Origin of the sequence: Acidiphilium sp. (assembly GCF_049977125.1) — a bacterium.
Taxonomy (GTDB): Bacteria; Pseudomonadota; Alphaproteobacteria; order Acetobacterales; family Acetobacteraceae; genus Acidiphilium.
Window position 1 is genome coordinate 4,669 of the sequence record NZ_JBMFGY010000111.1, and the last position, 3,324, is coordinate 7,992.

General features: G+C 66.5%; 2 protein-coding genes. Both read right to left on the minus strand.

Annotated elements, in window-relative coordinates:
- Nucleotides 1–2,676: a valine--tRNA ligase gene (locus ACP5E6_RS13860; protein ID WP_427954906.1), complete on the minus strand. Its 2,676-nt coding sequence runs from the start codon at nt 2,674–2,676 to the stop codon at nt 1–3.
- Nucleotides 2,677–2,720: 44 nt separating this feature from the next.
- On the minus strand, nt 2,721–3,324 hold a 604-nt coding region (locus ACP5E6_RS13865), incomplete at its 5' end, for a DUF2497 domain-containing protein (protein ID WP_427954908.1).

The window sequence follows — 3,324 nt, forward strand, 5'->3', positions numbered from 1 at the left end:
TCAGGCGATCCGCGAGAGCGCCGCGTCCAGTCGCGCCAGTTCGGCCTGGGCGGCGTCCAGCCGGTCGCGGTTTTCGGCGATGATGTCTTCCGGCGCCTTGCTGACGAATTCCTGGTTCTCGAGCTTGCGCGCGATTTTCTCGGCATCGCTCGCGGTTTTTGCCCGTGTCGCCGCGAGGCGCTTGCGTTCCGCCGCCAGATCGATGATGTCGGCGAGCGGCAGGATCAACGTCGCTTCGCCCAGAATCGCCTGCGCGGCGCCTTGCGGCATGTCGCCCTGCAAGGCCTCGAGGCTGGAGACCCGCGCCAGCCGGGCGATCTCCTCGCGCCAGCGTCCGGCGCGGGCCAGTGTTTCCGCCGAGGCGTCCCGGATCAGGATCGGAATCCGGGTTGCCGCCGGGACGTTCATTTCGCTGCGGACCGCGCGGATTTCCGAGATGGCGGCGATCACCCACGAAACCTCGTCCCGCGCCGCCGAGGCCTCGCTCACCACATCGCGCTCCGGCCATGGGGCGCGGATCAATGATCCCGCCGGGCCGTAGCCCAGCTCGTCCCACAGCGCCTCGGTGACGAAGGGGATCATCGGATGCAGCAGCCGCAGCAGAATGCCGAGCACATGCGCCGCCACCGCCCGGCGTTCCGCCGCATCGGCATCGTCGCCGGCGAGGCCGGGCTTGGCCAGTTCGAGGAACCAGTCGCAGAAATCGCCCCAGGTGAAGCGGTAACAGATCAGCGCATAATCGGCGACGCGATAGGCTTCGAGCGCCGCGGTCGCGTCGATCACCGCGCGGTTGGCGGCATCGAGAATCCAGCGCGAGAGGGCGAGACGCGCCGCCTCCGGCTGGAATCCGGGATCGGGACGGCAGGCGTTCATTTCGCAGAACCGCGCCGCGTTCCAGATTTTCGTGATGAAGCTGCGGTTCGCCGCGACCATGGTGGGGCCGAGCTTGATCGAGCGGCCGGCGCCGCTCTGGGCGCTGACGGTGTAGCGTAGCGCATCCGCGCCGTAATCCTCGATCAGGGTGATCGGATCGACGACGTTGCCTTTGGTTTTGCTCATTTTCTGGCCGCGTTCGTCGCGCACCAGCCCGTTCATCATGACGGTGCGGAACGGCACCTCGCCCATCACGTACAGACCCATCATCACCATCCGGGCGACCCAGAAGAAAATGATGTCGAACCCGGTCACCAGAACGTCGCCGGGGTAGTATTTCGCGAGTTCCGGCGTGTTCTCCGGCCAGCCCAGGGTCGAGAACGGCCAGAGCGCCGAGCTGAACCAGGTATCCAGCACATCCTCGTCCTGGTGCAGTTCGACCGCATGGCCGAAATGCTCCTCGGCGTCGCGCTGCGCCTCGGCCTCGGACTCGGCGACGAAGATCATGCCGTCCGGCCCGTACCAGGCGGGAATCCGGTGGCCCCACCAGAGCTGGCGCGAGATGCACCAGGGCTGGATGTTGCGCATCCAGGCGAAATACGTGTTCTCCCATTGTTTCGGCACGAATTCGATCCGCCCGTCCTCCACCGCCGCGATCGCCGGCTTGGCGAGAACTTCGGCGTTGCAGAACCATTGCTCGGTCAGCAGCGGCTCGATGATGGTGTCGCCCCGCTCGGCCTGCGGCACGGTGTGGGTGTGCGGCTCAACCTTGTCCAGCGCGCCGATCGCATCGAGATGCGCCACGATTTCCAGCCGCGCCGCGAACCGGTCGAGCCCTTCCAGCGAGTTGAAAAACTCGGGGTCGTGGGGGTTGGCGCCATCGCGCACCTCGGCCAGGGTGATCCGTGCCGCGCGGTCGAAAATCGAGGGCATCGCGAGATTGTGCCGCTGGCCGACCGCGAAATCGTTGAAATCATGCGCCGGGGTGATCTTGACCGCGCCGGTGCCTTTTTCCGGGTCGGAATACGCATCGGCGACGATCGGAAACCGCCGCCCGGTGATCGGCTGGATCACGGTGCGGCCGAGCAGGGCGGTGTACCGCTCATCGGTTGGGTGAACCGCCACGGCGGTATCGCCCAGCATGGTTTCGGGTCTTGTGGTGGCGACGATGATGACCTCGTCGCTGCCCTCGATCGGGTAGCGCAGATGCCACAGATTCCCCTTCACCTCGCGCATTTCGACCTCGAGGTCGGAAATCGCGGAGCCGAACGCCGGGTCCCAGTTCACCAGGCGCTTCGCGCGATAGATCAGGCCATCGTTGAACAGGCGCACGAACATGGTCCGCACCGCGCGCGACAGACCTTCATCCATGGTGAAGCGCTCGCGCGACCAGTCCGGCGAGGCGCCGAGGCGGCGCAACTGGCGGGTGATCGCGCCGCCCTGCTCCTCTTTCCATTGCCAGACCCGCTCGAGAAACGCTGACCGCCCGATCGCCTTGCGGGTGGTGCCCTCGGTCTGCAATTCGCGCTCGACCATCAATTGCGTGGCGATGCCGGCATGATCGGTGCCGGGCTGCCACAGCGCGTCGCGCCCGTTCATCCGGTGGAACCGGATCAGCACGTCCTGCAAGGTCATGGTCAGCGCGTGACCGACATGCAACCGCCCGGTGACGTTGGGCGGCGGGATCATGATGGTGAACGGGCGGGCATGGCGCGCGGGATCGGCGGCGAAGGCGCCCTCGCGTTCCCAGGTGTCATAAAGCCGTGATTCGAAGGCGGTCGGGTCGAAATTCTTGTCAAGCATGGGCGGATTATGCGCGAAACGCGGGTGCAGCGAAAGATGAGCGGCTAAAATCCGTCGCGCCCGACCAGACGCTCGATCTCGGCGCGCACCACCCGCTCGACCAGGCCGGGCAGATGGGCGTCGAGCCAGGATTTCAGCATCGGCCGGATTTCCTCGCGCACGATGTCTTCGATGCTGATGCCGCCCCGGCTCACCGCCAGCCCGCGATCGGCCGAGACCGTGCGCATCAGCGCCCCGATATGGCTCGACGCCGCCTCGGCCGCCTGCGCGCCCAGAAGCGGCTGCGGCGGTTCGACCGATCCCGCCGGCGATGATGCCGATCCCGCCTGCGGGGCGGGCTGCGGTTCATAGGGCTGATCGGTCGCTTCGGTGCCGGGCGGCGTCGCGCTCGAGAGCGTTGGTGACGAGGTGATGACCTCCTGCGCCGGCAATTCGGCGCGGGCGTGCCGCGCCGCGGCGGGTGCCGGTTCGGACACCATCATCGAGGAATCGAGCACCAGAACGGAATCATCGGCAGCATTGGTCGTTGCGGTGTCGGGCGGGACTGTCACGGGTTCGTCATCCTTGAGAATGCGCCGGATCGAGGAGAGGATTTCATCCATCGAGGGTTCAGCGTCGATCGGGTGGTTCGAGATGGTCATGGAAGGA

Bases quoted from the DNA above. Each gene is read 5' to 3' on its own strand.
- ACP5E6_RS13860 (WP_427954906.1), bottom strand. From the start codon at position 2,676: ATGCTTGACAAGAATTTCGACCCGACCGCCTTCGAATCACGGCTTTAT.